This is a genomic window from Bosea sp. ANAM02 (assembly GCF_011764485.1).
Classification (GTDB): Bacteria; Pseudomonadota; Alphaproteobacteria; order Rhizobiales; family Beijerinckiaceae; genus Allobosea.
Window position 1 is genome coordinate 643,562 of sequence record NZ_AP022849.1, and the last position, 25,560, is coordinate 669,121.

The following is a 25,560-nucleotide window of genomic DNA, read 5'->3' on the forward strand; positions in this document are numbered from 1 at the left end:
GCATCTCAAGTAAATCAACGCGCGATGATCTGTCTAATCTGGGCGCCATAGTAATTCACGTAGGATGGGACGCGAATTAGCGTCACCGTGGCGATTAAATCTTGTGAAGTTCGCTGCTTAGAAGACTGATATGTTACAAGTATCGGTACTTCAATTGTCCACGACCATCTTATATTACCGTAAGCATCATTCAGCAACCCCTGAGACAGGATACGTGCCGGACCGCTAGGCGCCGCCGTCGTGACATACTTGTTCTCGACGACAGCGACGAAATTTCCCGATTCCCGGAGGGCTCGCTGATAGCCGTCCCAGCCGATCGGGGTCATGAGCCGCTGGGCAGACTGAAACTGACGCCGGTAGTTCGCGAAGTCGAAGGTGTAGACGCGCGTCACCGCATCCATCGTCCACTTCAGAACATCCTCGTCGCTCGCGTGTCGCTGATCGAGCGGGATGACCGGGAGAAGCTTCCCCGATGGCTCCGTCATCAGATATCGATACTCGTCCTCGCGCGTAAGAATGGACCAGGTTCCGAGCAGCGACAGCCCCGTAAGCGCGACCATGACAACGATCATGCGCAGGAGATATTGGATTCGCGTGCGGCGGTAGTTGTCGCGCAAAAGGATTGTGGCGACGATTTTCTCTGCGTCCATGACGACTCCGATCGACGCCGGTAGCTTCCCATTGAAAGTGAAGAAGCGCAATCAATGGAATTTCGAAGGATTGCCCTACAGCGATCCTTGTGAGTCCCAAGGATCGGCCTTACACTGCTCGCGCCGCAATGCTATGTGGCGAATCCATCCTGATCCATGAGGATCGAAAGGGACGCAGATGAAGACCTTCGAGAAGATTCGGGCTCTGCCCTATCTCGCGCTGGCCGTCGTCACGGTTCACCTGATGAGCGCAGCTCCAGCTCTCGCTCAGCAGTCGACCACGATCGGCGATGCGGCGCAGACCTGGACCCGCCAGCTGACCAACGTCGGTAAGTTCCTGGTCGCCGGTTGCTTCCTCGTCGGCATCGGCTTTGCCGGTGTTGGACTGATGAAGCTCAAGGAAGCCGCCGCCGAGCAGGGCCGTGGCCAGACCAAGTATTCGGACGGCCTGTGGCGCATCGCCGTCGGCGCCGGCCTCGCCGCGCTGCCCGCGGTCGTCAACATGACCTCGAACTCCACCGGTCTCGGCGGCGTCTCGATCACGAACGCCTCGGGCTTCTGAGCCCGAGCTGTCTCAAGCGTCCCCGGGAGGTCGGCGATGCAGCATCGTCAAGTTTACGAGCCCGCATTCGTCGCCCTCCTGGCGCTTCTGATCTCGTCCCCGGCCTGGGCACAGGCTGGTGGAACAGCCAACACCCTCGGACAGAGTACATTCGACGCTCTGCGCGATCTGATCGGCCCGATCATGATCGCGATCTCCTTCACGGCCTTCCTTGCCGGCCTCTATCTGGTCGGGAAGGGCATTCTGAAGCTGAAGGAGGCTGCCAACTCCCGTGACGGGAGCTACGGCGCCGCGGCGACGAGCCTGATCGCAGGAACTCTGCTGATCGCTCTGCCGGAGGCTGCCGGAATGGGCATGACCTCGCTGCTTGGTGCGAACGGCATCTTCGGATCCGGAGATCTCCGGGCGGCCCGCATCCTCGATGCTACCTCCGATGGTGGCGGCGCGGCGAGCCAGCTGAGCCAGCGCATCCTCAGCATGGTCCAGATCAAGGGCGTGGATAACTGCATCACCTCCGCAGACCCGGTTCCTTGCCTCGCCAAGAACGTCGCCAACAACGTCGTTCCCGTCGGCGTTCTCGCGGTCTTCGCGTTTGTCTTCCTGGCCGGGCTGGTCCAGCTCGCCGGCGCAATCGGGGAGCTCGCCCGTCACGAACAGAACCGCGGATCGATTCCACCGGGCTGGTGGATGAAGGTCTTCACCGCCGTCCTGATGATGAACGGCCCGTTCCTGTTGCGCGCCGCGACGCAGTCAATCACCGGACAGACCGGGGCGATCGGCGGCAGCGGATTGATGGAGGGTGCCTCAATCCTGCGCTACTCGAACGTGGGCGGAATATTCACGCAATACGAGAGCGTTATAGGGCATATCTTTACGATCTTGACGCTTTTTGGCGCCATCGCCTTCGTCCGCGGGCTGTTCCTCATGAAGTCGGCCGCCGAAGGTCGTTCGAATTCAACACTCGGCCATGGCATCACGTTCCTCGTCGCGGGTGTGCTTCTGGCCAACAGCAAGGTCTCGACCTGCATCATCATGAACACGATGATGGGCAGCGGCTTCGGCTTCTGCAGCGCCTGATCGCTATCTGTCAGGATCCGCGACGGAGACGATCCGTCGCCACGCTCGGCCGAGCACGCTGATCATCGCGACCGCGTTCGTCAGGTTGTCGACATCGCAGGCCGCGACGGTTCCCATGGAACGTCCTCTCCAAGGCGCAATCTTGACCTGGAGACTGTTGTCCTCCCAGCTCAGCTGCAAGTCGAGGGTTGAACGCGATGGCACCGAGCAGCGAACCGACACCCCGTCGACCATGACGTAGATCGGACCTCTATCGCGCACGAGACCGTGCATCTCCCTGGGAATGTGCTGGACAACGTCCTCCAGGGCTTCACCAATAGCGGCGCGCTGACGTGCGGCATCCACCGAAGTCCCGAAGACGGCCGCAAAGGCGTCGTCCAGCAGAACCTCAGTGGTCAGCCGTGCCATGGTCAGGCCGCGTCGGTGAAGCTTCGCAGATCGAGGACGGAAGCGACATTAGCCTGGTGATCCCCAGTCTGCTCGCATTCCATCTCGTCGATCACATCCAATCCCGCCTCCTGGATCGCTACGGCAAGGACCGCAGCGGCCGTCGGGCGGCGGATCACACCAGCGAAGGGATAGGTCACATCCACCGCCCAGTGGTCGCCGGCGGCGTCGCTCTCCACCTTCGAGGGAGTACCGGCGGTCATTCCCGAGGCGGCCGCCGTCTCGTGAAGCACGCGCGCAACGTCGTCCGGCGACGTTCCCGCAGTTGCCACGTAGCCGGCGAAGCCCGACAGCCTGGAGATCACCTGGTACCCAAGCGCGGCCAGTATCGATTCGACCGGCACGCGGCCCGGCCGCGAGAACTCGTTCCCGCAGGGCAGCTTCACGAGGAGCCTGACTGGCGCCGGGCCGAACGCGGCTCGCCCGAGGAGGACTAGAGCATCCTCGAGGCCAGCAGCCATTGCTGCCAGGGGCGCATCGCCAGCGGGCCCGACTGGGCCGGTCACATGCCACGCCGTCCGTTCGCCCGTCACGAGGGCGAGCCTGAACCGCCCGCGCACTCCGCGAGCCGTCAGAAGGCCGTCCTCATCGAGGACAATGATGGAATCGAAGACGTGGGTCATGGGGTAGGCCGATCGCTAGTCACAACGGATAGATCGGGCCATTCGACCGGAGGGTCAATTAGCTGGAGGAACGCTGACCGCCAGAACGGTGGATGAGCAGACCCCCAACGGAAAAGAGCGGGAAGCCAGGCTTCCCGCTCTCGGTCGACGAATTTGGTGGAAATGACCGGTCAGGCCTGAAGTTCGACGGCGTCGGAGGCATCCGACTCCAGACCGGAAGCCGCCGGCGTGACGGTCGATGTGGCGAATTCCTGGGTGATCTTGTCGACGGCGGCGCGCAGATCGGCATCGCCTTCGAGAAGGGTCTTGATCTTGCGGATGGCATGGATGGCGGTGGTGTGATCACGACCTCCGAAGCGACGGCCGATCTCGCCGGTCGACTTTTCGAGGAGGGAGCGCGAGAGGTACATCGCGACCTGCCGCGGCATGATCAGCTTGAGCGCGCGGCTCTCGGAGATGATGTCGGTGCGCGAGACACCGTAGTGACGTCCGACGATCGACTGAAGGACGGCGACGGTCCGGGGCTGCGGGCCTTCCGGGGCCGGCGGCGGAACATAGTCCGGCTTCTGGACCTCGGCGAAGACGGAGACGGGAGCGCGGCGCTTGGCGGTGGCGCTGAGATCGACGATCGGTGCCTTGGGGGGCTGGTTCATCCCGCCGCGAACGACGACACCGACGGAAACCACATCTTCACGCTGCTCGCGCAGGCACTCGGTGATAATGCCGATGTAATTCGTCAGAACGTGGTGGGCGAGGAACTTGGTCGATGTCGACAGGGCGACAATGCCGCCGTTGAACGATTCGAAGGAGAGCTGGCGGAGGAAGTGGGCATAGATCTGAGCGCCAGCGCGCTGCTCGATCGCCTTCGTGGCCAGGCGCCACGCAACATCCATGGGGACCTGCGAGGCAGCAGGAGCGGAGCACTGAACCGAAGACTGAACCAACATGACGAACCACCAAAACGTTGACCGTGAAAGCACCAAACCATGCCGGTCCTTGGGCGTCAACAGGATTGCGCATTTAATCCTTAACAGCGCAAGGATCGTTGCTGAGAAGCCACAACAGTCCTTACGCGAGCCAGTTATTCCTTATCGCGCGAGCGGCACGGCCGTTCTCATCAGGGAGTCGAAGGACACCATCGCCGGCGCGAGATAACAGAAGCCAATCCCCAACGCGAAAATGGGCAACCCGATGAGGAAATAGGCTGCAATCTTGCCCAGAAGCGTCGCATTTTCCAGGCTCGCCGCGGTTGCCCCCGCAATTCCCGAAGCGAGCACCCCCGCCAGAAGTAGCCCGATCGGCGGAACACCCAGCACGGCCTCCGGCACGGAAGCGAGCAGAACCAGGGTACGATCAAGGAATGATTCGAGCGCATTCATGGATTGAAGGTTCATTCCTTTATTCCTTCGCGAATTCGACAGCTCGGTCGAGATCGACGCGGGTCACGCTCGATACGCCCCGTTCTGCCATCGTCACCCCGTACAGGCGGTTCATTCGCGCCATCGTAAGCGGCCGGTGCGTGACAACGAGGAAGCGTGTCGCGTCGTTTTGCGCCATCTGCTCGATGAGGCGGCAGAGCCGGTCCGTGTTGGCGTCATCGAGCGGGGCATCGACCTCATCGAGGACGCAGATTGGTGCCGGGTTAGACAGGAACGCCGCGAAAACCAGCGCCATAGCCGTCAGAGCTTGCTCACCGCCGGAGAGCAACGACAGGACCTGCAGGCGCTTGCCCGGGGGCGAAGCGAGGATCTCCAGGCCAGCAGAGAGGATGTCTTCCGATCCCACCAGCTTGAGCTGCGCCTCGCCGCCGCCGAACAGGCGAACGAAGAGCTCGCCAAAATGGCGATCGATCAACTGGAAGGCCGCCTGGAGCCGTACCCGCGCCTCATTCTCGATCTCAGTGATCTGCTCGCGCAGCTTGCCGATCGTGTCCCGCAGCTCCGAGCGCGCGCGCTCCATGTCGCCCAGGCGCTTCTCCTGATCTGCCAGCTCCTGTTCCGCCAGGAAGTTCACCGCGCCAAGCGAGTCGCGCTCACGTTCGCGCCGTGCGAGCGCCTGCTCCGCAGCGGTCTTTGCCGCCGGCATGTCCATCGGCCAGTCCGGGCGAGGGGCGATCGTTTCGAGAGCGTCGACCTCAATTTCGAACCGCTCCTTCACCTGGTCGGCAACAACACGGCAGGTGGCTACCGCCTGCTCGATCACCGCCAGGTCCCGAGCGCGCGCCTCGCGCAGCTGGGCGAGCTTCCCCTCGGAGGCCCTGAGTTCGTTGTCCGCCTGCTCGCGGAGCCGCTCTGCCTCGTCCTGCCTGGCAATGGCCTGGTCGAGCTCTTCACGCCGCGCAGCAACCTCGGCCCGGGCGGTCTCAACAACCTCGGCAGGGCTTTCGGGACGCTGCGCGGCATCTTCGAGAATGCGTTCGGCTTCCTCGGCCCGGGCGGTTAACTGGGAGCGATTCTCAGTTGCTTCGCCCAGACGTCTGCGCCAATCGGCTTCTTGCGAGATGATGGCGCGGAACCGCTGCTCGCGGAACGCGTGCGCCGCACGGAGCTTCTCGAATTGCGCTCGCGTTGCCTGCTCCTCGCGCCGGGCGGCGTCGAGTTTTCGGCGAGCTTCCTCCAAGCGGCGCGAGGCCTCGTCATCTGCGGGGATCTCGGCTACCGCCTGGTTCGAGGCGAGGAGCTGCTCCGAGGCGTCCGCGCGCTCCTGGCGGGCGCGGGCGACTTCGCTTTCGATGATCACGACACGGCTCTTGCGCTGCTCTGCGAGCTTGGCGCGCACAGCGAGGGCCTCCCGCAAGCGGACGAGATCGTCGAACAGTTGGCGCGACATTCTCCGGGCCTGGTCAGCAAGGGCGCGCGAACGCTCCAGCTTCTCGAATGCGGCCTTCTTCTCGGCGTGAGCAACGTCGAGCTCGGAGGCGATCACATCCGCCTGCGAGCGCAGCTCGCGCAGACGGTTTGCCCGCTTGAGGCTTTCCGACCCTGCACTCGCTCGTCCACGGCCGCGCAGACCATCCCACCGCGCGAAGGCTCCGCTTGGGGAGACCAGTATCTCGCCGGCGGACAGCATGTGCGCCCGCCCGAACACATCGTCGTCGCTCTCGCAAATCTCGACATGTGCCAACGCGGTTCGGAGCTCGGCCACGCCGCTCACCTGATCAGCGAGACCACCAGAGCGATCGCCAGCGACACCTTCCCACCAGGTCTGCTCGCTCGGGTCCGTTCCTGCATCCAGGCCATCGCCAAGCGCCGAGGCGATGGCCATCTCCATGCCAGCGGGAACGGTCAGGCGCCCGGACACGGGGTCTTCAGATGGCGAGTTGCTGCCGACTGCCTCCAGACCCTTGATCTCGGCCGCTACCGTCGTTGCCTTGCCATTCAGGGCGCGCAGCCGCGCATCCGCTTCGGCTTCATGGTCCTTGGCCTGTACCAGCGCCGCCTCGCATTCGACGAGTGCGGCCTCGGCTTCCCGGGCCGCGACCTCCGCCGTTTCGACGGCCTCGGCGATCGCAGCGTCCTCGGCATCTTCGGACAGGTCGCCCCGCGCGGCCTGAAGCTTCAGTTCCGCGTCCGAAAGCCGACGCTCGACCACTTCGAGCCGACGCGCGGCCTCATCACGCTGCCGAATTGCAGCGGCGCGGGTTGCCTGCCGGGTCGCGGCCTCGGCGGCGAGATCGGAAACTTCGGTCTCGACCAAGCGGGCGAAGTCCTGCGCCGCTTCTGTCGCGTTCGAAGCCTGCTCGATTGCTTCCGGTGCCTCTGCGGATTCGACAGCCAGTTCCTCGCGCTCGGAGGACAGGGCCTCAACGGTCCGCGAGGCTTCAGCCATCTGGTCGTCGACGCGCTTGCGATCGACTGCGATCTCCATGACCCGTCGCCGAGCGTCCTGTAGCTCCTGAACAAGGCGCGCGGCTTCGTTCTCGATCCCTTCGAGCCGAGCAGCGGAGCGCGCAAACGCGGTCTCGGCGAGCGCGCGCGCGTCGCGCGCCGGGCTCACCTTCGAAAGGGCTTCGTCGCGGCTACGCTCGCTGGCCCGCACGCCGAGGATAGCCCCTTCGACGCGCTGGTCAGCTTCCGCATGATTTGCCCGGGCCAGGCTCTCGGCCCGCTCCGCATCCATGACCCGAAGATGCATCAGGTGGGCCGCGGAATCTCGAACCAGTCCATCGATCTCCCGCCGGCGCTGGACCTGGCGCGCCTGACGACGAAGCGACGCCACGAGCTCGTTCGATTGAACCAGCGCGTCATCGGCGCGGGCGAGGTTCGCTTCCGTCTGATTGAGACGCAGATCCGCTTCATGGCGGCGCGACGACAGGCCGGACACGCCGGCAGCCTCTTCGAGGACGATGCGACGGTCGGACGGTTTGTCCTGGATCAGCTTGTTGACCCGGCCCTGGCTGACGATCGCCGGCGAGGTAGCGCCTGCGGCGTTATCCGCGAAAAGGATCTGCACGTCCTTCTGGCGTGCTGGCTTTCCATTGACGCGATAGCTCGTGCCCTGGCCACGGTCGATCCGTCGGGAGACCTCCAGCCGGTCGGTTTCGTTGAACTCGGGCGTTGCCGTGCGGCCGGCATTATCGAGGCTCAGCACCACCTCAGCGACGGAGCGCGCACTGCGGCGCTCACTGCCAGCGAAGATGACGTCATCCATGCCGTCGCCGCGCATGTTGCGCGCAGAACGCTCGCCGAGCGCCCAGCGGAGCGCTTCGAGCAGATTGGATTTCCCGCACCCGTTGGGACCAACGACGCCCGTGATCCCGGTTTCGATCGGCAGATCCACGCGGTCGGCAAAGCTTTTGAAGCCGTCGATCCGGAGACCTTCGAATTTCAGCGGCCGACGCTGCGCGCTCGACACGCGCGGGGTTTCGGCCGACGGCGTGGCCGTCGGCTCCCCCTGCGTTGCCGCTTCGTGGACCGCGAGATCGTCGTTCATTTGCTGGCGTTTGCCGCCCGGGCCTTGTCGATGGCGGCCTGCAGACGAGGCGCCGGCACCGCGCCGCGGAAGAGACCGTCACGGCCGGCCCCGACGATCATCGTGAACGGGGTGCCATTGATCTTGGCGCGATGCGTCAGCTCCAGTGCGGTCGAAATGTGCTCGTCGAGCTCCTGGCGCACCAGCCCGCTGGCGAGCTCGGACTTCAGAACCATCACAGCTTCGGATCCGAGCACCGTCCCGACGATCCGGTCGACGCTGTCGGTGGACAGGTTGGTCTTCTCGGCCATCAGCGCCTTGTCGAAGTCGGCGTAGCGACCCTCATGACGCCGCCAGACGAGGGATGCCATCCGGGCGGCATATTCCGAGCTCGGCGAAAGGAACGGGACGTAGCGACGGATCACCCTGAGGTCCGGATTGTCCGCGATGACCTTGTGCATGTCGGGCTCCATGCGGCGACAGAACACGCAGTTCGCATCGATCACCTCGATCAGCACGATCTTGCCCGACTTCGAGCCGAGGATTGGGGTCCATTTGCCCGGATCCGAAAGCTCGCTCGCCAGCTTGAGAACGACGTCGTCAGCCTGCTTGGCCTCCGCATCCTTCTGCCGCTCGACGTAGCTGTTGATTGCCTTGAGTACGATCTCGGGGTTGTTTTCGATCCATCGGGTCATCGCCTTGTCGAACTCCGGCCCCTCGAACGGGCCGGCCTTCGCCACCGGCGAGAGCGCCAGCGCCCCAAGAACGGTTGCGGCCATCAGACCAAGAAGCGACGCGCGCATGGCAACTCCTGAACTTCGCTCCCATCGAAAAGACGGCAGAGCTGTGAATGGGACAATGAGGGGTCGCGCGAGGCCGGCAAGGGCAGTCTCGCGGGGTGGTCAGGCGAAATGCTTGGAGAGCTTCAGGCCCTGGCCCTGATAATTGGAGCCGAGATCCTGGCCGTAGAGCCGGTCCGGACGCTGTGCCATGGGCTCATAGACGAGCGTCGCGACACGCTGCCCGTGCTCGACCAGGAAGGGCACATCGTGGGAACGGACTTCCAGAACAACCCGAGACCCCGCTCCGCCGGCTTCTGCGAGTCCAAACCCGCAATCCAAGTACCCGGCGTAGTGGGACCGAAGTTCCCCAACGGCCGGATCATAGGCAACCATCTCAGCCGCCTCTGCCTCCCCGACCACAACCGCCTCGGCGGACATGAGGATGTAGAATTCGTCCGGATCGAGGACGAGCTCGCGCCTGCCGGCGATCGCGGTGATCGGCTCCCAGAACTCCGAGATGGGATGTCCGCCGATCTTGGCGAGGTCGACCAGCCCGGCATGGCGCCGTGCGCGGTAGCCGATGACACCGCCGTCCTTGCCGGCAGGATCGAGATCGATGGTGACGGGAACGGTGCGGATAGGCGCAACCGGCTTGACCGAAGCCTCCCGGAAGCGAATCTGCGCGAGGCGCGCACCAGCCTGGGCGAGAACGGCGAAGGACCGAGGCACCACCTCGGCATAGAGGGGTCCGCAATAGCCCGCCGGCACATCGTCGAATGTCTCGCCGTTGTCGGTGATGACGCGCACGAAGATATCGAGACGTCCTGATGAACTCTTTGGATTGGCGCGTGCGCTCACGCCCTTCGGCAGAGTCAGCCGCTCCATCAGGGGGATGATGTGGACGCAGTTGCGCTCCAGAACCGTCGGCTTCGTGAGATCGACCTCATGGGTGGCCAAGCGCGCGACGCGATCGGCAACGGTATTGCCAGGCCCTGGAAGGAAGCTCGCTGGCAGCCGATAGGCCCGGGCGCCCAACCTCAAATCAAGGCTCGCCGGCTGAACCTGGTCGTGATCCAGCGGCAAGTCCAAGGAGATCACCCCCTCGGCAATCGCTGACGAAATTCTCTGCGAAGCCCAAATCGCGGCCGACATCTCGTACTCCTAACGGGCGGGATGCCTGTGCAAATCTCCGCGCATGTTGGAACGACGATGGAGGCCATCCACGGGCAAATCAAGGATAGAGAATTCAATCCTTGATACTATCCACCGAACTGCCACCGATAGCAGAACCCTCCTGCGGCCAGTCGCGTGGATTCAAGAACCGTGGAACACCTCATTCAGCAGCCGGATGTCCGCATCCTTCCCCCACCGGCCAACTTCAGGCCGGTTTCGCCTTCCGACGTCTCGATCATCCATGGCGACTGCCGCACCGCGCTTGCTGGCGTGGAACCCGGGTCCGTCGATCTGGTCATTGCCGATCCGCCCTACGGCATCACCAAGCTCGAATGGGACCGCGACGTCAAAGGCTGGATCAAGGCAATGATCCCCCTGATGTCGCCGACGGCGTCGCTCTGGTGTTTCGGCTCCCTCAAGTTCTTCATGCTGCGCGGCAGTGAATTCAAAGGCCTCACGCTCATGCAGGAGGTCGTTTGGGAGAAGCACAACGGATCGGGGCCACCTCAACCCGGACGCTTCAATCGCGTCCACGAGCTCGTTGTCCAGTTCCGTCTCGACGGCACGCCGGCCGAGCAGGTGACCGCCAACAATCCGCTGACATTCGACGCGGTCGCCCGAAAGGTGAAGCGCAAGAAGAGCCCCACGCACATGGGGGCATTCAAGGAATCGACCTACGAGAGCGTCGATGGAGGGCCGCGACGCGCTCGCAGCGTTCTGCAGTTCCGCTCCATGCACAACATGGCCAAGCATCCGACGCAGAAGCCCGATGACCTCGTGCGCATGCTGATCGAGACTTCCTCGAACCCAGGCGATCTCGTGCTGGACCCCTTCGGCGGGTCGGGCACAACGGCTGTGGCCGCCCTGAAGACCGGGAGGAGAGCGATCACGGCTGAGAAGCTTCCCGAATTCGTCGATCTCATCCGAGCCCGCGTCGAGAGCGAGGCGCTTTCCCAACCGGAGTTCGTCTTCGGTTGAGCCGTGCGCAGGTCGTATTTCGCCCGCTATTCGAGGATCTGGCCTTTGTCGGGCGCTGCCCTGACGGAGCGAATGCTGCTGTTCGTGCGCGGCACGAGGATCTCCTGGCCCGATGGGCGAGGGCGCTCGATATCCCGGCCTGTGAGCTCCAAGCCAAAGCGGACCCGGAAGACTGGTCGGAAAACGCCGTGGTGCTGCTGGCGGCGCTTGACGCCGGGCTCTGTGTGCACATCCTTGCGCCAAACCGTCTCCATGAGCCGCTTCAAGTGGTCAGGAGCTTCGGACCTGACGCATTCGACCCCGACGCCCCTACTATTTTCCTCGGCGCGCCGCTGAAGCACGACAGCATCTTTCCAAATCCGCTTCTTGAACAGGCGCCAGCGCTCAACATCATCTGGCCGCGGAATGGCAAGCTCGGCGCCGGCGAACGATATTGGGCAAGCGCCGTACTTCGGTCCGCCTTGAACCGTCAAAATCAGACGTCATCAGGCGACCCCGGCGGTCCAGGCGGCTACGTCGAAGCCACCAGGCGCGTGCTGGCGAGCACGAAACGCCCGCTGATGGCCAAGATCATCTTCCAGGCGAAATACATGCCGCCGACGCGCCTTCCGCTGCCGGTAGGCCGGGAGCCTACGGATTCGGAAATCCAGAGCGCGTACATCACGGCATTCGAGTATTGCTTGCTGGACTGCGAAGCCCGGCGCGAGGCTTTCCTCATCCAGGAGGAGCTGCGCTTCATCCATGAGTATCGTGTCATCATCGTCGACGGAGAGCCCGTCGCCGGCGCCGGCACCGTGGAGTGGCTCAGCCCCTGCTGGCACGACCCCGCTGACGGTCCCTTCGACCCGCAGGTCGAACACTGCCGCGGCGATCGGGACCTGGTGCGGGATAGCGATCTTGTTGCCCAGTATGTCGCAACGGCGCGACGGCTTTGCCGCGAACTCGATGCAGAGGAAGGCGGTGGCCGCTTCCGCAACTGCACGATGGATTTTGCGGTGAACGCTGACGACGGCAGCATCTGCCTTATCGAGACCAACTCGCTGGACCGCGTCGGAATCTATGCGATGGACTATGCGCCAGTTTTGAGTGCCCTCCTGCGCTCGGTTAGCGCTGAGACACTTCTGACTTTCACTGCGTGATGGGATTGTCGGTGAAATCCTTCTGGGGAATTCACCTATGGACCTAAAGACCGACCTCACGGAACGCAATCGAGAAGCCCGCAGCGAAATCGAAGCAGGGCATCACGATCAGATCGCGCCTGAGGCGCTGCTGCGGCGCACCGCTGCGCGGATCGTCGCCGCGAGCTCCCCGACAACGGCCACCCTGGTGAAGTTCCATGGCGCGCCCGGCACCGGCGGCGCTCTGCAAGAGCGCGCAGCTTACGCCACGGAGCGTCTGGTGAGCGTGGCTTCAGCCGCGATCGCTGATGCCGCGCTGGCGGCGCCTGTGCCCGTTCCCCCGAAGTCCCTCATCGCGGCCCTCGCCAAGGAACCGATCGCTGCGACCTCAGACCGAAGCATCGCCGGCCTTGCTCGGCATATCGACAGCCAGGCTGCGCGCGCCGCGCGCGCCGCGGTTGCGGGAATGATCGCCTCGATCCGCGCTCGCCGGCAGAAGCTCGCACCGCTGGCCAAGTTCGTCACAAACGGGGCCAAGGTGATCACCTTCGGCGGTCCTCGAGGCTCAGCGCCTGCGCAGATGTCTCTCGTTCGCAGCCTCGTCACGTTGGGTGTGATCAGCAGCTTCAGCGTCACGCTTATCCCCAACGAGGTGGTCGCCGGAGAACGGTCCCGCCGCATGCTGGCGATCATCGGCGGCATGGCGGCCGGCGCTGGCGCCCCGCAGGTCTATCAGCGGCTTCGAAACAACAACGGCTATGGGATGCAGCCGAACTACCAGAACCAGGGCTACGGCGGTGTCCAGCCGAACTATCGCACCCCCGGCTACGGCTATCAGGATTATCGCCCAGCGCCAGTCTATGATCATCCGCGTCGCGACTATCGCGAGCGTCGCCCGTACTTCCAGCCCAACTCCTACGCCGCCCGTCCCATCCCCATGTCGGACGAGATGACGATCGCCGCCAAGGCGGTCATCGCGGCCGAGGTGAACAGCATCACCCAGGCCGACGCGATGATCGACCAGGCGATCCGCCAGGGCATGAGCTGCATGAGCCAGATGGGCTACGGCGGCAATTGCGTCGTGCGCACCGGCAGCGTGACCATGGACTTCGCTCGCGGCCGCTTCGTTGCCGCCCCTCTCGGACGCGTCGTCGCTCGTGAGGAGAATGGGATCTACAGCGCCGACGACATGGTGATGAGGCAGGTCTGGAACCGCGCCAAGGCGCTCAAGGCCCAGGAAGACAGCTACCGCTATGGCGCCGGCGGGTACGGCCCGCGCTTCTGAGCAACGATCGCATACGCCCGAAAGGGCCGGTACACCTCATCTGAGATGGGGCGTGCCGGCCCTTCTGTTTTCAGATCAAGCCGAGAGGGTGGCGAGTGGATCGCTTGCAAGATCCGCGATCAGGTTCAGATCCTGGGCGCGCGCGATCCGCTCGGAGGCGACGATCGCGAATTCCTGTGAGCTGGCGCCGCGAGGCCAATCCTGGTCGCCGAACTGAGCGTAAGCGGTTCGATAAGCCTCAAAGCATGCTCCGGCCCGACCCACCGCTTCCGCCGTGGGCGATAGGCTGTCGACCTCTTGGCACGCCCTTTTGAGCTCGACGAAAGCGACCAGGAGCTCGAAGGGTGTTTTGCCCAACTCGCTTGGCGCGATTGCGTATTCGATATCAACCATCGCCCGGTGGATGCTTCCGGCTACCGGATCGTCGAGAGCGTTCTCGTCATGGATGATGACGCGGCCTTCGCCGAGCCGCACGTCCGTGTTCGGCCAAAACGTGTGCGCCGGGAGATCCTTGCTCACAAGCAGGCTTTCCGCGAAGGCAACGGCCGCTTCCGACTGATCCCCGCGGAAATATCCGAAGCTCGGGCTGTCGCGATCCGGCATCGCAAGCTCCACCGAGCTGATTGCGTTGGACAGGATGTTCGAGCGAGGGTTCAAGCACCAGACCGGCGCCGGCGCGCGCATATGCACGACGCCCCCAATCACGAGGACCGCGTCCATCATCTCGCGAACCGCCCCTGCGATCGCATGCTCGCGATTCGATTGGAAGACGGTCGCTCCGGGTGGGATCCCAGCGTTGAGAAAAGTGATCAGCCGCCCGGTTCGCCCCTTCAGGGGGTAATCGATCCAGGATCCACGCGCTTGCCTGTTTTCGGCCTTTTCCTTCGCCAGATGGAACTCGCTGGCACGGATCGGCAGGTCGTCACCGTCGAACATCGGTCGATAAAGTCGCCCGTCGACGACGCGCCAGTCGCAATCGTGGGGAGGCAGCGTCCGGCCCCGCATACTGATGGCAATGGGGGCATCATCGATCGTGCGGACCGCGATCGGCACCACTTCGCGGTACTCCACGTCCTCCTGGTCGCGCTTGCGAGGAAGTTTCACCCGAGCAAGATAGGGCACATCGAATTCGAGGATCGTCGTCATAGCTGCAGCATATCGAGGTCGTTAGGGGGAGCGGGCGCGAGCACCTGCACGATCTGGGCGGCCCGGCGCGCGGCAAAGCCAGCATGAGCTGCCATTGTGCGATCCATGCGACGCTGAATGATGGTCGGGTCAGCTGGCGGCATGAAGGCCTCCATGCGATCGAGCACATGGGCAAGGGCGAGCGCCTTATCGTTGCCGTTGGGCTCCTGACCGAGCCGGCGGATTTCAGCCCAGCCGCTGATGACCTCGAAGGGCAGTTTCTCGAATCCCGGCAAATCGGCCAACATCACGTCGCCGACGAGGCCCTTGCAAACTGCCGCCTGGAAATCCGAAATCTCATCAAAGGCAAGGCAACGGTCAGAGATGACCTCGACATTCCCGACCTGGCTCATGCGATTGCCACGCAGGTATTGTCCCGCAAGCTCCTCGGCTGCTTCCATATTGCTGAGGCGAAACGCGTAGGTATGGGATGACTTCTCAGCGCATGCCGGCGCGGTGGAAGGCCAGACGCCTGGGACCCGAAAATCGACGGTGACCACCGGCTCTCGCGCAAGCCTCCACGGCATGCCGTCGAGCAGCACCAGGTTCTCCGCCTGAAGCTTCGCGCGAGTGACCGCTTCGCCCTCCGTGCTGCTGACAACACGCGCCGATTTTAGCTGGAGGTAATCGATCCCGGAGAAGTTCGAGTCCTGCCAGTACTGAACGTGGCACGACCGGTAGGACGCTTCCTCGAAGGGATTGCTGGAGAAGGTGGTACCGTGCGGGCCGACTAGTTCAAGGAAGCGCTCGAAATCGACCAGTTCACCGTTCTCGCCCACCACGCGCTCAAAGAGCCGGTCGCCGACCTCACGGTACTCTATGACCTTATCCATGATCGTCTCGATCCGGATCGCCAGGGGCGCTTCGCTAAGCGACATCTCCTCGACCTTGACCGGCATGCCGCGGCGAACCCGCACAGTGCGCTCTGCGCGGCCCTTTGGAGGCACATGTGTGACCTCGTAGCCGATCTGTGGCCAGAAGACTTTCACGGCTCAGCGCGGCCTGGGAGATGGCGCAGGCTGTTCGCCAATCACGACCGACCAGCCGCGCATCGCGATCTCGTCACCGGCGATGAAGGTGCCGGCGGATACAGAGTGGATCGAGAACTCGCCCTTGATGCTCTTGGCGAGGCTCTCGCAGACATCGTCGCTGTCCATCGCGAGCGGACCGACGAACAGCCCCTTCGATCCATCCGCCGTCGTGACGAACCAGGCGGCGACCTCGCTCAGCAGATCCGGATCAGCCTCGAATTCCGCTGGCGAGATGACTTTGCCAGGAGGAGCGGTGCCCTCGATCGCGCCAGTCGCGAAGACCGTGCCGTCGAAGCTCATCGCCTGGTCGTGCTTGCCCATCGGAGCTTTTGCGAGGCAGACGCCGCCGAGCAGGACATGTTCGATGGAGGTGTAGCGGGAGCCCGAAAGGAAGCGGTTCTCGATATCGAGCCAGACCTCGTCTTCGAGGTTGTGGGCGCCAACGCCGATCTTCGTAGGTAGACCTTCGCCGCGAAGGATGACGACGCCCACGCGCCGCGCGCGGATCGTGCCCGCAGCCTCAAGGGTTTCACCAACACCATCGACATTGAGTCGCATCTGTCACTCCCACTTCCGGTGAGTGCTTATCTAGCCCGCGGCGACGAAAGCCAAAATCGGGTCGGACCTGCCCTGGCGAAGACGGAAGATGACCGGGACGGAAAGCTTGGCGGCGAGCGCCGCCAAGGCAGCAACCTTTGTCTGGGCCACATCCCATGGCAGCCAGGTCAGTTCGACCTCGCCGATGATACGGCAGAGGGTGACCAGCGATCCCGCGTCGATAGGATCGCGGGTGAAGGCAATTTCGAGCAGTTCGCGGAGCGCGGCAGTTTCGCTGCCGCGCATTTGCATGATCAGAGCGTAGGGGCGCGGTTTGGCGAGATTTCGAACCGGTGCCCTCATGGAACGATCAGGCAGAGAGGCGGTCGTCGTCGGTGCGCTCGCGCTGCATGGCGACCGGGCGCTGGCTGCCGGGCTTGTAGGCGAGGCGGCGATGGCCTTCGCAATACGAACCGGGGTTCTCGTGGCGCATGTTGCAGAAGCGGAAGGTGGGGCTCATCGGATCGCCAACAGGCCACTTGCAGGGCTTGCCCTCGACGGAGCGATCGGAGAGCGAATTGATGGCTTCAGCGCCGAACCACTCGGTGTCCGGCATCACGATCTTGACCGGCGGAAGTTCGACACGCGCGATGACCGGGCGCGGCGGAGGAGCGGGGAGCGCGACGGTTGTTCCGTCGGACGCTTTCGATGCCTTCTGGTAAAGAACGTTGATCGAAGCCGGCCTTGCGGCCCTTTCGGTCTTCTCGCGCTTCGGCCGAACCGGCTTCGGCTGGCCGGCGGTCGCTGCGCGCTCCTCTTTCGTCTTGACCGGGCTTGGGATACGGGCGCCGCCCTTATAGGCCAGATTGAGACGATTGACCTTGCCGATGATGGAATTCTTGGTGAGTGACGATCCGTGCCGCAGATTGAGGATCTCGGCGCAGGCCGTTGTGGACTTGCGATCGTTGACCCACAGCGTGTGCAGATCGTCGATCATCGCTTGCGTCCAGCTCATAAACCCGCTCCTGACTGATACCGACCGCGCCCGCGGTCATGGAATGACGATTCAGTCCTACGAACGGTCCTTGAAAGTGTCGAGCGCGAATCATCGATCCATGCAGACTTCCGTGGATAGCCATCGACGATCCTTGATCGCTCTAAGGATTGGCTCTTTTATCCAATGATGACACCAGCGCGAGGCATCTCAGTGACCGCCATCAAGCCCGACTTCATTACCTTCACCGGCGCCGACGATGGCACCAGGACGGAAGAGCTCCTGGCCTTCGCGGGTCGCCACCCCAAGACGGAATTCGGCATCCTCTTCTCAGCCTCCCGTGCGGGAACGTCGCGCTACCCAACGCTCTCCTGGATCCGCGATGTTCCGAGGAGCCTGCGGCTCGCCGCCCACGTCTGCGGCAGCTGGGCAGCCACCCTGGCGGAGCGCGGCGAACAGGCGGAGGTCGAAGCGCTGATCGGCGGGTTCCAGCGGGTTCAGATCAACGTTGGCCGGGCACCTCAGGATCTAGGCCCTCTTGTCAGCTTCGCTGCGAGGCTCGGGGTCGATGTCATCTTGCAGAGCAGGGACGGAAATGCGTTCCCTGCCGAGAATAGGATCTCATGGCTTTTCGATGCGTCCGGCGGCGCCGGCATCGTGCCTTCGTCATGGCCCCATCATCATGAGGACCGACTGGTCGGCTATGCGGGAGGTCTCGGCCCGTCGAACGTTGCTCAGGTCGTCGCCGACCTCGACGCGACCGGCGCGTACTGGATCGACATGGAGAGCCGCGTCCGCAACGCGGACGACGCTTTCGACCTCCGCCTCTGCGACCAGGTTTCTCGCGCCGTCGGCCTCTAGAGGCGATCTCAGACGGTCGCGCGCAGGCCTTGCTCGCCGCGCGACCGCTCCGAGGAGGGAGACCTCCTGGTCGTCATTCCCCGGCGACGCTCCTTGGCTTCCCGCTTGAGATCCGGCGCTTCGCCCGAAGGCCACGCCACCAGCTTCTCGGTTCCGAGGGTGGAGCCGACACCCTTGAGGTAGGCAACGAGATCCACGGACATCGTGCCGAGACGCTCGATGCCCGCCTCCGAAACCCGAAACGCTTCGCCTTCCCGCGGGGACTGTGCATCGCGCACCGAAGGGACGGAGCGAGCCAGATCGAGGTGAGCTTCGATCAGCTCCTCATTCCCGTGAACCGGCATGGCAAAGCGCGGGCGGATGGCGCGATAGAGATCCATCAGTTCGTCGCGATGACCATGGCCGGAAGCGTGGATTGGGAGCCCGCTATTGGCATCCAGTACGTTCACGCCCTTGGCGCGAAGCGTATCCAGCATCATCCGAACGGTCGCCTCGTTGCCCGGGATCGCCCGAGCCGAGTGGACAACCGTGTCGCCCGCCTCGATGCGGAACGGACCGGAATTCGAGAACGCCCCCAACTCCAGCTCCGTCGTCAGGCGTCGAAGAGCCGACCGCTCCTCCGCTTGCGTGCCGGTGCAAACCACCGCCATCTTCCGCTTCGGGATCCCGTGATGGAGCCGACGAGCGTCGATCAGGGGAGGGGTATTCGGCTGCAGGACGCCGGTGGCGCAGGCCGTCTCGAAATTGCGCTGGATCGAGAATCCGGACGACGCCAGGGAGCGGCCGCTGCGGCGGGCAGCGCCGCGAATGCCTTCGATCCGGGCGACATTCGAAGCGAACGTGGAGACGTAAACCCTACCGGTGGCAGAGCGCATGACATCGGTCAGGCCATCCATCACCTCGCCCTCCGAGCGGGAGCGTCCGGAACGATGCGCATTCGTGCTGTCGGCCAAGAAGGCGAGCACACCGGCCCGGCCAACACGCTCCAGGCTGCCGAAGTCGGTCGGCGCGCCGATGACCGGCCTGCTATCGACCTTCACGTCGCTGGCGTGGATGATCCGCCCGGCCTTGCAGGCGAGCAGGATCGCCATGGTCTGCGGAGCAGAGTGGGTCACGCGGATCGGAGTGATGTCGAACTGCCCGATCCGCGTGGTGCGCTTCGGGTGAAGCTCCCGCATTGGGTGGGACCGACCATATTCGCGAAGGCGGTTCTGCACCGTCTCGATGGTGTACTTCGTCCCCCAGATCGGGACACGGGAGAGGCGAGGCCAGGCCTCACTGAAGGCAAGGAGAGGGGCGATCCCGCCAACATGATCCTCGTGGGCGTGAGTGAGGATGATGGCGTCAAGGCGATTGATGATGTCGCCGAAGCTGCGGGGGTCGGGGAAGATTGATTCGACCCTGGCTTCATGGCGCTCCGCGAACTCGGCCGCGAAATCGTCGTCTGCGCCGGGGAATGTCGCGCCCAGGTCGATCAGGACCCATCGGCCCTTGGTGCCTACAGCGTAGCAGTTCATGCCGACGCGGTTCGTTCCGCCGAGCGGAAGGATCGTGATCGCGCTGTCGGACGGGATCGGCGCCCGCTCCAGAAAGGGGAGCGCCTGCGAAATTGGATTGGATGTCAAACGGACCTACTGTCTGTCGTTACGATTCAAAAAAGTGATACCCATTCCTTCACACCATGAAGGATTGATCCGAAAGTTAGAAGGATCGTTCGAAGGCTTCTGGTGGATGGGGGCTTTGTGAGTTGCGTCCGAGAACGCCACTCTGCATGCAAGGAGAGTGGATCAATGACCGAAAAGCCCCAGAGCTCTGCAGCGGCCGCGTTGGCGGCATTCTTCAAGGACAGCGACGCTGTTCTGGATTTCGTCAACTCGGAATGCGTCGGGGAATTTCCCTGGGCGATCGCGCAAGGCGCCGATCAGCTCGTCATCAGCGATGCAGATCGCTCGACATTCGTGCTTATCCGCCCGGAAGCAGGCGGTTTCAAGGCGGAACGCTTCCGCGACCCGCTCTGCATGGTGGATGCGGAGATGGTGCCTGACCAGGTCATCATCGAGCGGGCGGATTCGGTCGACGAGGCCTTTTCGGCAGCTAAGGTCGAGCTCGGTCTGTCGTCGGCTGCGCTGAAAGCCTGACCATGAAGACGCGCAATGTTACCGTGCGATCGGTTTTCCCGCTGACGATCCAGAAGAAGCGCTCGCGCGCGCGTCAGACCATCGGCCTGCATCGCGACTTCTCGATCGCTGTTCGAGATCTGACTGGCGACGAAGCACCTGTCGCCATGCACCGCGTCGTCGAGCCGCGCGTCTGGAAAAATCCATCGGTCACCATTCGCGCTGTGAACGGAATGCCCTTTGGCTTGATTGGCGGCCGCCACCTCGACGATCACCATCTTCACAACCTGAGCATTGGGGATCCGAGCGGCCTGTCGCTTCTGGGAAACATCACAGATCCAGAGCGCACGCCGAAGGACACCTACGAGACGATGCCCTTCGACATCGACAAGGTCTTCTATGACGGGGAAGACGACCATCTTCGTCGCATCGAGAAAGGCTTCGAGGCCCTCGCTTTCATCGATGGCAAGCTCCACAAAACGACGCCGCTTCCGAGCTACATGGTCACTGTGGGCAACAAGACCGAAGTCTCCCTCGACAACGAGGCCGGGCGCCACATGAACTGGCGGACGGCTTATCGTGGCCTGAACTTCAACGCTGACCAGTTCGACACTGCCGTGAAGCTGGCGGCCGAAATCGCATCCGTGACGCCGGGAGACAAGCGCCCTGGAGTAGAAGCGACGGGAGACTGGGAGATCCTCGATCTCGCTCTGATCGAGGCCGCGCGTCTGCCGGAGCTGCTGATCAACGCTCGCGCAGCCGTCAATCTGGCGCTCGACGCCGCGAAGACGTCACTCACCCTGCTTCCCCCAGCGGCCTTCGTAAAGCTCGGCGAGCTCGCCGCCTGCAAAACCGAAATCACGGCTCCAGAGCGGACCCGCGCATTGGCCGGTGTCGAGCGCGCCCGAAGCCTGATCCACGAGCTTCAGGAGGCTGAATTCGGGGTCTCCCGTCATCATTCCTCGACACGCGCGCACCTGCGCCGCTGGACGGCCGTTAGCCTCCTCTCCATCGACGCCTGTGAGCCGCCGGCTATGGTGCCCGAGGAGATCGAGTCCGACCCGGATTACGACAGGGCTGTCGAAGAACTCGCAATGCTGAGGTGAGATGTGCTCGCCCATGCCTCCATCCCGCTCAACGTGACCTACGTCCCGTATCGAGCGAGAAACCCGCAGACGATCTCAACCCTGGCGTCAGCACCTCTGATGCTGCGCGAGTTCTCGTCTGAGGAGGCGCCGGTCGCGGTCACCATGGAGCACCATCGGCGACCAGGCCTGAAGTATGTTCGCCGTCTCCGGGGGACATCGCTCTTCGCTCCGGTCGCCGCGAAGGCGGGCATCCCTCCACTCAGCGCATCCGATCTGAAGGCGCGCCTGGCCGATCCAGCCTGGGTCGCCCGCTTTCTCCAGTGGGAACACAAGGAAGGCGATTCCACGCTGCCAGCCAAGCTTAGGCGCGTCATCGACGACGGAAGCGAGCACCTGCGCTCGGCGACGGCGGCGCTCTCTCGGATCTTGATCATCGACGGTTTCGCCTACAGGCCTGCCCTCGAACCCGCTTTCGTCATCAGGAGCTTCCTGGGCACCTGGTCGGCCGACACAGCCGCACCGCTGCAGCGGCGAAACGCCTCAGTTGGAGTTCATTTCAGCATCCGGCGCTCCGGCGCGTGCCTTGAGGCGCTTCGGGAGATGGCCCTGGCCAAGGGCGAGGTTCACAACGAACAAATGCCTCCGGTCGAGTTTCTAGCGGATCCATGCTGGCCCATGTTCCCCGAGGCGGTGGTCAACGCGAGGAACCTTCTCTACGAGCTGAAGGTCGCCTTCGACAGGTACACCGCCGATTACGTTATGGGGCTGGAAAACTTCGCAGAATCCACGGCGATCGAGCGCAAGCTTCAGAGTGCACTTTCCTCCGATGCTGGTGAGGATCTCCCCGCCGAGGCGATTTCGCTCGCCGAATCGGTGCTCCGCGACAACCCGGCGCTCGACGGTTCAAAGATAACCCCGCTCATCAAATCAGTTTCTGACAGCGTCGACTTCGTCACTCACGACGAAGCGCCCGAACTCGCGGATCTTGCTCCATGACCAAGCGAACGGTTGCCATCGGCTATCGCTATCCCGTGACCTACGTGGCTCGGGGCGGCCGAACCGCGAAGACGGCGCTGATCAACAGCACCTTCGACATGGAGATCCCTTGGCTCTCCAAAGAGGATGCTCCCATCGCGCTCACGATTCATGACAAGGGAGGGCACTCGATGACGCGAAGGGCGTTTAAGGGGCACTGCTATCACAGCCCCTTCATGGTGGATCGTCTCCACGGTCCTGACCTGGTCAACTCGCTACGCCTGCCCGCGACGACCCACACCATCCTTCAGTACATGCTGCCGAACTCGGTCTATCACTGGCTGGGTGACGGCAACGCATTCGATGTCCTTCCGCTTGAGACGGCCCGGGTCCTCTCGGACCGCCAACAGGAGGTCGAGGCCGCTGTGCGCAGGGCGTTCGCGAAAGTCGCGATCATCGATGAGCGGGTCCACGTTCGGCGCCGCCAACCCATGATCGCCGTGACGCTCGCCAACACCAAGAGCGGGTCTCGCAAGCTCTACGCGTCCACCAGGATCGAAATGCGAAATACGGGTGATCGGGCGATCGAATTCCAGTTTCGCCCAGAGCGCCTGGAGGATGCTCGCCGGTTCTACAAGGCTTGGGCAAAGGGCGAAATCTACGACGATCTCACGGTCACCGGCGTCGACCGCGATACGGATTTGCTGCCGCCGGCCTCAGAGGCCCTCGTAAATACCGAGGCGGCCGCCAACCGGATGCTCACGCTCCTTTCGAACTTCATCGGCCACTTCCCCGACGATGGCTATCAGCTGCTCGCGCGCGTTGGGCGGGCGCATAACCTCGCGGTGAACGACGACTCGTCCAGCATCCCGCTGCTTTTGTCCGCTATGGACGACCTTGAGGCCTCGAAGTGCTTCTCGGACGACATGTTCTGGGCGCGCACCGAATTGGAATTCTGGATGCCGATTTTCCGAGACGCAGTCACGAACTCGATCGATTATCCAGAGCTCGCTTTCGGCCGATCAGACGACCCGGATCTCGCTCTCCTCACGCCTTGATGCGGGCCACCACGGCGGTGCTGATGGCCTCATGAACATCCGCCGCCGGCATCATGCCGTCGACGTTGATGAGGAGCCCGCGGGCGGCGAAGAACGCGCCAACGGGCTCCGTCAGCTCGCGCCAGATGCGCAGCCGGTCGACAACCACATCTGGATCGTCATCAGCCCTCTTGGCCTCACCGGCGGCAATCGCCGCGCCTGCCCGAGCAGCGACACGCCGGACGACTTCCGCCTCGTCCACGTCGATTTGAACGACCGCGTCGAGAGGACGAGACACCTCGCTAAGAATGTCCAGGCACAGCTCGGCCTGCGCCAAATTCCTTGGGAAACCGTCTAGAATGAAGCCTTCGCCCGGGTGCTTGGCGAGCCAGTCCCGGACGATTTTCCCGCTGAGCTCGTCGCTAACAAAGGGCTATCCGGCATCCGAGGTTGATCCTCGGATGCCGGCTTACGGGAACCTTGGCAGCTAGGCTGCCTTGGCGACCGCGGTTCCGAGACGACGCTCGGGCTGATGCCCCACGTTCACGTCTCCGGGCGGCTTAGCCCGCCCGTGGGCGGCAAGCGCCCGGTTCAAAATGTTGATCGCCGCGTTGTGGTCGCGGTGCAGGTCAGCACCGCAACTGCAAACGTGACGTCGCTCGGAAAGCGCCTTCTCCACGATCGTCCCGCAGGAGGAGCACTCCAGTGAGGTGCGACGGGGATCGACCCTGACAACCATCCCACCGGCCCTTTCAGCCTTGTAGGTCAGCATCTGGATCAGACGCGCGGGAGCTGCATCCAGCAGTTCCCGGTTCAGGCCGGCCTTCTGCTGGACATTTGTGCCAGGCTCGTCCGCGGTTCCCCGCGCTGACCTGGTCATGTTTCTCAGCTTCAGGTCCTCCACCGCGATGAAGGCGTAGCGCATCGCCAGCCCGGCCGACACCTCGTGGAGGTGAGAAGTCCTGGCCTGCTGGATCCGAAGCTGGGCGGCCGCCAAGCGCTCCCGCACCTTGCGTCTGCGCTTCGAGCCGCGTTTGCAGCGGGCGAGCGCGCGCTGGGCGCGACGGAGCTCCTTCTCGCGCCGCGATCGCGGTCGGATGTTCTCGACTTGGCTGCCGTCGCTCAGCGTCGCGAGATGCTCGATGCCAACATCAAGGCCCACCGCACTGTCGGGCGCCGCGTGAGCCTCGGCGGCTGGGACGTCGACGGCCATGGTGATGCACCAATGCCGGCCTCGCCTGGTGAAGGCGCAGGACTTGATCGACGAGCCTTCCGGGATCTGACGATGCAGGTTGAGACGGAGCCCACCAACGATCGGCTTCAGCAACAGCCTGTCCGAGAACAGCCTGATGCCCTTCCACTCGTCAAACCCGAAGCTATTCCACCTAGACCTGGGCTTGAAACGCGGAAAACCAGGGCTCTGCCCGCGCTTCACCCGAGCGAAGAAGCCAGCCATGGCGTCATCGAGCCGGGCGAGCGACCAGCGCGAGAGCGAGACGGGCATCGAGGCATAGGTCTCATCGCAGCTTCTGATCTGGGTCAGGGACTTGTTCTGGTCGATCTTCGAGATCGATTTTCCAGCCTTACGCCAGGCCTCAATGCGCTCCTGCAGCGCTGCGTTGTAGAGCTGCCGCTGTGCCTCAAGCAGCCGATCGAGAGCTGCGTATTGCGCCCTCGTCGGCTTCAATTTGTAGCGGTAGGTCAGCAGCATCAGGCCCGCGACGTTCCTCAAACGTTCCTGTCGAAGACAGCCTGGTTCCGGGCTTCGGTCAAGAGCCGATCAACCTCGGATGCCGGAGTGCCTAACAAAGCCACCGCCTTCGATCCTACCCCGAACCTCGCGACCCAGGTCGGTATCGGTAGCAGCCATCGCTCTCAGCATCGCTCCGGTGGAGAGGTGCGCGGCTCCGAGGCGCTTCGACAAAAGCGAAGCCTGAGTCCCCTTACCAGCGCCCGGAGGGCCGAGGAATGCAAGGCGTGCGACACGCATCGGAAGTCGATTCCTGGATTAAAGATCCGTTCCTTGAGCAAGGCCGTGGATCCGCGCATCGTCAAGGATTGTTTTTAGTTTCGTCCAGCGCTTCCATGATCGCCTCAACGAACACCTCCCGAGGAGATCGATTTGCTTC

26 protein-coding genes and 1 pseudogene are annotated in these 25,560 nt (G+C 63.5%); 10 read left to right on the plus strand and 17 right to left on the minus strand.

What is annotated here, in order from left to right; all coding sequences use genetic code 11:
* Positions 1 to 14 precede the first annotated feature (14 nt).
* Positions 15 to 650, minus strand: coding sequence for a DotI/IcmL/TraM family protein (locus OCUBac02_RS26935; protein WP_173051047.1), 636 nt, complete (start codon positions 648 to 650; stop codon positions 15 to 17).
* Positions 651 to 828: 178 nt separating this feature from the next.
* Between OCUBac02_RS26935 and OCUBac02_RS26940 the strand changes: the two genes are divergently transcribed.
* Both OCUBac02_RS26940 and OCUBac02_RS26945 read left to right on the plus strand, forming a co-directional pair.
* Positions 829 to 1,212: a DUF6750 family protein gene (locus OCUBac02_RS26940; protein WP_173051049.1), complete on the plus strand. Its 384-nt coding sequence runs from the start codon at positions 829 to 831 to the stop codon at positions 1,210 to 1,212.
* A 36-nt stretch (positions 1,213 to 1,248) separates the two neighbouring features.
* The gene (locus OCUBac02_RS26945) at positions 1,249 to 2,289 is read left to right on the plus strand and encodes a hypothetical protein (RefSeq protein WP_173051052.1); all 1,041 of its coding nucleotides are present in this window, start codon (positions 1,249 to 1,251) and stop codon (positions 2,287 to 2,289) included.
* Positions 2,290 to 2,292: 3 nt separating this feature from the next.
* Here the strand turns inward: OCUBac02_RS26945 and OCUBac02_RS26950 are convergent, their stop codons facing one another.
* From OCUBac02_RS26950 to OCUBac02_RS26980, 7 genes are all read right to left on the minus strand, one after another.
* The gene (locus OCUBac02_RS26950) at positions 2,293 to 2,697 is read right to left on the minus strand and encodes a hypothetical protein (RefSeq protein ID WP_173051054.1); all 405 of its coding nucleotides are present in this window, start codon (positions 2,695 to 2,697) and stop codon (positions 2,293 to 2,295) included.
* Positions 2,698 to 2,699: 2 nt separating this feature from the next.
* A complete protein-coding gene (locus OCUBac02_RS26955; protein ID WP_173051056.1) occupies positions 2,700 to 3,359 on the minus strand; it encodes a hypothetical protein in 660 nt (219 codons plus the stop codon).
* A 170-nt stretch (positions 3,360 to 3,529) separates the two neighbouring features.
* Positions 3,530 to 4,366 carry a helix-turn-helix domain-containing protein gene (locus OCUBac02_RS26960; RefSeq protein ID WP_173051058.1) on the minus strand — a complete coding sequence of 279 codons (837 nt, stop codon included), beginning with the start codon at positions 4,364 to 4,366 and terminating at the stop codon, positions 3,530 to 3,532.
* Positions 4,367 to 4,447: 81 nt separating this feature from the next.
* On the minus strand, positions 4,448 to 4,753 hold the full coding sequence (locus OCUBac02_RS26965) for a hypothetical protein (RefSeq protein WP_173051060.1): 306 nt from the start codon (positions 4,751 to 4,753) through the stop codon (positions 4,448 to 4,450).
* 4 nt (positions 4,754 to 4,757) lie between these two features.
* A complete protein-coding gene (locus tag OCUBac02_RS26970; RefSeq protein ID WP_173051062.1) occupies positions 4,758 to 8,291 on the minus strand; it encodes an AAA family ATPase in 3,534 nt (1,177 codons plus the stop codon).
* Complete coding sequence (locus tag OCUBac02_RS26975) at positions 8,288 to 9,073, minus strand: DsbA family protein (RefSeq protein WP_173051064.1); 786 nt, start codon at positions 9,071 to 9,073, stop codon at positions 8,288 to 8,290. The genes OCUBac02_RS26970 and OCUBac02_RS26975 overlap by 4 nt, the downstream gene beginning before the upstream one ends.
* Positions 9,074 to 9,172: 99 nt before the next feature.
* Positions 9,173 to 10,204 carry a 2'-deoxycytidine 5'-triphosphate deaminase gene (locus OCUBac02_RS26980; protein WP_173051066.1) on the minus strand — a complete coding sequence of 344 codons (1,032 nt, stop codon included), beginning with the start codon at positions 10,202 to 10,204 and terminating at the stop codon, positions 9,173 to 9,175.
* A gap of 171 nt (positions 10,205 to 10,375) precedes the next feature.
* Here OCUBac02_RS26980 and OCUBac02_RS26985 point away from each other — a divergent pair, with 171 nt between their 5' ends.
* The 3 genes from OCUBac02_RS26985 to OCUBac02_RS26995 are packed head-to-tail and all read left to right on the plus strand — an operon-like array spanning position 10,376 to position 13,606.
* Positions 10,376 to 11,203 carry a DNA-methyltransferase gene (locus OCUBac02_RS26985; RefSeq protein ID WP_173051068.1) on the plus strand — a complete coding sequence of 276 codons (828 nt, stop codon included), beginning with the start codon at positions 10,376 to 10,378 and terminating at the stop codon, positions 11,201 to 11,203.
* Positions 11,200 to 12,342 (plus strand): ATP-grasp domain-containing protein, encoded by a 1,143-nt coding sequence (locus OCUBac02_RS26990; protein WP_173051070.1) that lies wholly within the window; start codon positions 11,200 to 11,202, stop codon positions 12,340 to 12,342. The genes OCUBac02_RS26985 and OCUBac02_RS26990 overlap by 4 nt, the downstream gene beginning before the upstream one ends.
* Before the next feature lie 37 nt (positions 12,343 to 12,379).
* Positions 12,380 to 13,606 (plus strand): hypothetical protein, encoded by a 1,227-nt coding sequence (locus OCUBac02_RS26995; protein WP_173051073.1) that lies wholly within the window; start codon positions 12,380 to 12,382, stop codon positions 13,604 to 13,606.
* Positions 13,607 to 13,681: 75 nt separating this feature from the next.
* Here OCUBac02_RS26995 and OCUBac02_RS27000 read toward each other — a convergent pair whose 3' ends face one another.
* From OCUBac02_RS27000 to OCUBac02_RS27020, 5 genes are read right to left on the minus strand one after another with little or no spacing between them, the layout of a single operon-like run.
* Positions 13,682 to 14,752, minus strand: a complete 1,071-nt coding sequence (locus OCUBac02_RS27000; protein WP_173051075.1) for a hypothetical protein — start codon at positions 14,750 to 14,752, stop codon at positions 13,682 to 13,684.
* A complete protein-coding gene (locus OCUBac02_RS27005) occupies positions 14,749 to 15,780 on the minus strand; it encodes a hypothetical protein (protein WP_173051077.1) in 1,032 nt (343 codons plus the stop codon). The genes OCUBac02_RS27000 and OCUBac02_RS27005 overlap by 4 nt, the downstream gene beginning before the upstream one ends.
* A 3-nt stretch (positions 15,781 to 15,783) precedes the next feature.
* On the minus strand, positions 15,784 to 16,380 hold the full coding sequence (locus OCUBac02_RS27010; RefSeq protein ID WP_173051080.1) for a hypothetical protein: 597 nt from the start codon (positions 16,378 to 16,380) through the stop codon (positions 15,784 to 15,786).
* A gap of 30 nt (positions 16,381 to 16,410) precedes the next feature.
* Complete coding sequence (locus tag OCUBac02_RS27015) at positions 16,411 to 16,722, minus strand: hypothetical protein (RefSeq protein ID WP_173051082.1); 312 nt, start codon at positions 16,720 to 16,722, stop codon at positions 16,411 to 16,413.
* Between the two features lie 7 nt (positions 16,723 to 16,729).
* Entirely contained in the window at positions 16,730 to 17,374 is a 645-nt protein-coding gene (locus tag OCUBac02_RS27020) for a GcrA family cell cycle regulator (protein WP_173051084.1), read from the minus strand.
* Positions 17,375 to 17,566: 192 nt separating this feature from the next.
* Between OCUBac02_RS27020 and OCUBac02_RS27025 the strand changes: the two genes are divergently transcribed.
* Entirely contained in the window at positions 17,567 to 18,214 is a 648-nt protein-coding gene (locus tag OCUBac02_RS27025) for a hypothetical protein (RefSeq protein ID WP_173051086.1), read from the plus strand.
* Between the two features lie 8 nt (positions 18,215 to 18,222).
* On the opposite strand, the gene OCUBac02_RS27030 is transcribed toward OCUBac02_RS27025, so the two are convergent.
* Positions 18,223 to 19,731 carry a ribonuclease J gene (locus OCUBac02_RS27030; RefSeq protein ID WP_173051088.1) on the minus strand — a complete coding sequence of 503 codons (1,509 nt, stop codon included), beginning with the start codon at positions 19,729 to 19,731 and terminating at the stop codon, positions 18,223 to 18,225.
* Positions 19,732 to 19,941: 210 nt separating this feature from the next.
* On the opposite strand from OCUBac02_RS27030, the gene OCUBac02_RS27035 reads away from it, so the two are divergent.
* The 4 genes from OCUBac02_RS27035 to OCUBac02_RS27050 are packed head-to-tail and all read left to right on the plus strand — an operon-like array spanning position 19,942 to position 23,452.
* Positions 19,942 to 20,352 (plus strand): hypothetical protein, encoded by a 411-nt coding sequence (locus tag OCUBac02_RS27035; RefSeq protein WP_173051090.1) that lies wholly within the window; start codon positions 19,942 to 19,944, stop codon positions 20,350 to 20,352.
* A 2-nt stretch (positions 20,353 to 20,354) separates the two neighbouring features.
* The gene (locus OCUBac02_RS27040; protein ID WP_173051092.1) at positions 20,355 to 21,437 is read left to right on the plus strand and encodes a hypothetical protein; all 1,083 of its coding nucleotides are present in this window, start codon (positions 20,355 to 20,357) and stop codon (positions 21,435 to 21,437) included.
* A 3-nt stretch (positions 21,438 to 21,440) separates the two neighbouring features.
* On the plus strand, positions 21,441 to 22,415 hold the full coding sequence (locus tag OCUBac02_RS27045; RefSeq protein WP_173051094.1) for a hypothetical protein: 975 nt from the start codon (positions 21,441 to 21,443) through the stop codon (positions 22,413 to 22,415).
* Positions 22,412 to 23,452 carry a hypothetical protein gene (locus tag OCUBac02_RS27050; protein ID WP_173051096.1) on the plus strand — a complete coding sequence of 347 codons (1,041 nt, stop codon included), beginning with the start codon at positions 22,412 to 22,414 and terminating at the stop codon, positions 23,450 to 23,452. Before OCUBac02_RS27045 ends, OCUBac02_RS27050 begins: the two co-directional genes overlap by 4 nt.
* On the opposite strand, the pseudogene OCUBac02_RS27055 reads toward OCUBac02_RS27050, so the two are convergent.
* From OCUBac02_RS27055 to OCUBac02_RS27065, 3 genes and pseudogenes are all read right to left on the minus strand, one after another.
* Positions 23,442 to 23,849 (minus strand): annotated as a pseudogene (locus OCUBac02_RS27055) (nucleoside monophosphate kinase); the annotation flags it as partial. The gene OCUBac02_RS27050 and the pseudogene OCUBac02_RS27055 overlap by 11 nt on opposite strands.
* Positions 23,850 to 23,918: 69 nt before the next feature.
* A complete protein-coding gene (locus OCUBac02_RS27060; protein ID WP_173051098.1) occupies positions 23,919 to 25,142 on the minus strand; it encodes an RNA-guided endonuclease InsQ/TnpB family protein in 1,224 nt (407 codons plus the stop codon).
* Positions 25,143 to 25,211: 69 nt separating this feature from the next.
* Positions 25,212 to 25,421, minus strand: coding sequence for an adenylate kinase family protein (locus OCUBac02_RS27065; protein ID WP_173051100.1), 210 nt, complete (start codon positions 25,419 to 25,421; stop codon positions 25,212 to 25,214).
* Positions 25,422 to 25,560: the final 139 nt, after the last annotated feature.

Coding starts and splice junctions, on each gene's coding strand:
- OCUBac02_RS27000 (WP_173051075.1), bottom strand. CDS start 14,752: ATGACGACGATCCTCGAATTCGATGTGCCCTATCTTGCTCGGGTGAAA.
- OCUBac02_RS26935 (WP_173051047.1), bottom strand. CDS start 650: ATGGACGCAGAGAAAATCGTCGCCACAATCCTTTTGCGCGACAACTAC.
- OCUBac02_RS26945 (WP_173051052.1), top strand. CDS start 1,249: ATGCAGCATCGTCAAGTTTACGAGCCCGCATTCGTCGCCCTCCTGGCG.
- OCUBac02_RS27050 (WP_173051096.1), top strand. CDS start 22,412: ATGACCAAGCGAACGGTTGCCATCGGCTATCGCTATCCCGTGACCTAC.
- OCUBac02_RS26965 (WP_173051060.1), bottom strand. CDS start 4,753: ATGAACCTTCAATCCATGAATGCGCTCGAATCATTCCTTGATCGTACC.
- OCUBac02_RS27010 (WP_173051080.1), bottom strand. CDS start 16,380: ATGCGACTCAATGTCGATGGTGTTGGTGAAACCCTTGAGGCTGCGGGC.
- OCUBac02_RS26975 (WP_173051064.1), bottom strand. CDS start 9,073: ATGCGCGCGTCGCTTCTTGGTCTGATGGCCGCAACCGTTCTTGGGGCG.
- OCUBac02_RS26940 (WP_173051049.1), top strand. CDS start 829: ATGAAGACCTTCGAGAAGATTCGGGCTCTGCCCTATCTCGCGCTGGCC.
- OCUBac02_RS27040 (WP_173051092.1), top strand. CDS start 20,355: ATGAAGACGCGCAATGTTACCGTGCGATCGGTTTTCCCGCTGACGATC.
- OCUBac02_RS26980 (WP_173051066.1), bottom strand. CDS start 10,204: ATGTCGGCCGCGATTTGGGCTTCGCAGAGAATTTCGTCAGCGATTGCC.
- OCUBac02_RS26995 (WP_173051073.1), top strand. CDS start 12,380: ATGGACCTAAAGACCGACCTCACGGAACGCAATCGAGAAGCCCGCAGC.
- OCUBac02_RS27020 (WP_173051084.1), bottom strand. CDS start 17,374: ATGAGCTGGACGCAAGCGATGATCGACGATCTGCACACGCTGTGGGTC.
- OCUBac02_RS27065 (WP_173051100.1), bottom strand. CDS start 25,421: ATGCGTGTCGCACGCCTTGCATTCCTCGGCCCTCCGGGCGCTGGTAAG.
- OCUBac02_RS27015 (WP_173051082.1), bottom strand. CDS start 16,722: ATGAGGGCACCGGTTCGAAATCTCGCCAAACCGCGCCCCTACGCTCTG.
- OCUBac02_RS26950 (WP_173051054.1), bottom strand. CDS start 2,697: ATGGCACGGCTGACCACTGAGGTTCTGCTGGACGACGCCTTTGCGGCC.
- OCUBac02_RS26955 (WP_173051056.1), bottom strand. CDS start 3,359: ATGACCCACGTCTTCGATTCCATCATTGTCCTCGATGAGGACGGCCTT.
- OCUBac02_RS26970 (WP_173051062.1), bottom strand. CDS start 8,291: ATGAACGACGATCTCGCGGTCCACGAAGCGGCAACGCAGGGGGAGCCG.
- OCUBac02_RS27060 (WP_173051098.1), bottom strand. CDS start 25,142: ATGCTGCTGACCTACCGCTACAAATTGAAGCCGACGAGGGCGCAATAC.
- OCUBac02_RS27030 (WP_173051088.1), bottom strand. CDS start 19,731: ATGAACTGCTACGCTGTAGGCACCAAGGGCCGATGGGTCCTGATCGAC.